Here is a 271-nt window from a genome sequence, read left to right on the forward strand (position 1 = left end):
GCGAGTGATGCCGTTGAGGAACGTGCCGTTGGCGGCCGGGGTGAACACCTCGCCGCCGCGGACCATGAAAACGTTCGAAGTTGCAGTTTCTGCAACATTGCCAAGAACGTCCGTCACCAGAGCATTGTGGAAGCCCTTTGCCTTGGCCTCACGCAGCATGCGCGCATTGTTCGGATAGAGGCACGCAGCTTTGGCATTGACCGGCATGACTTCCATATAGGGGCGGCGGAACGACGTGGTGGTGATGGTGAAGCCTTTCGGCTCGACCATG

1 protein-coding gene is annotated in these 271 nt (G+C 59.0%); it reads right to left on the bottom strand.

The window, feature by feature from the left end; translation table 11 throughout:
* The coding region (locus tag R0J92_RS23125; protein ID WP_411053391.1) for an aminotransferase class IV at positions 1–271 on the bottom strand (271 nt) is incomplete at both ends.

Origin of the sequence: Tritonibacter sp. SIMBA_163, assembly GCF_046535935.1 — a bacterium.
Classification (GTDB): domain Bacteria; phylum Pseudomonadota; class Alphaproteobacteria; order Rhodobacterales; family Rhodobacteraceae; genus Epibacterium; species Epibacterium scottomollicae.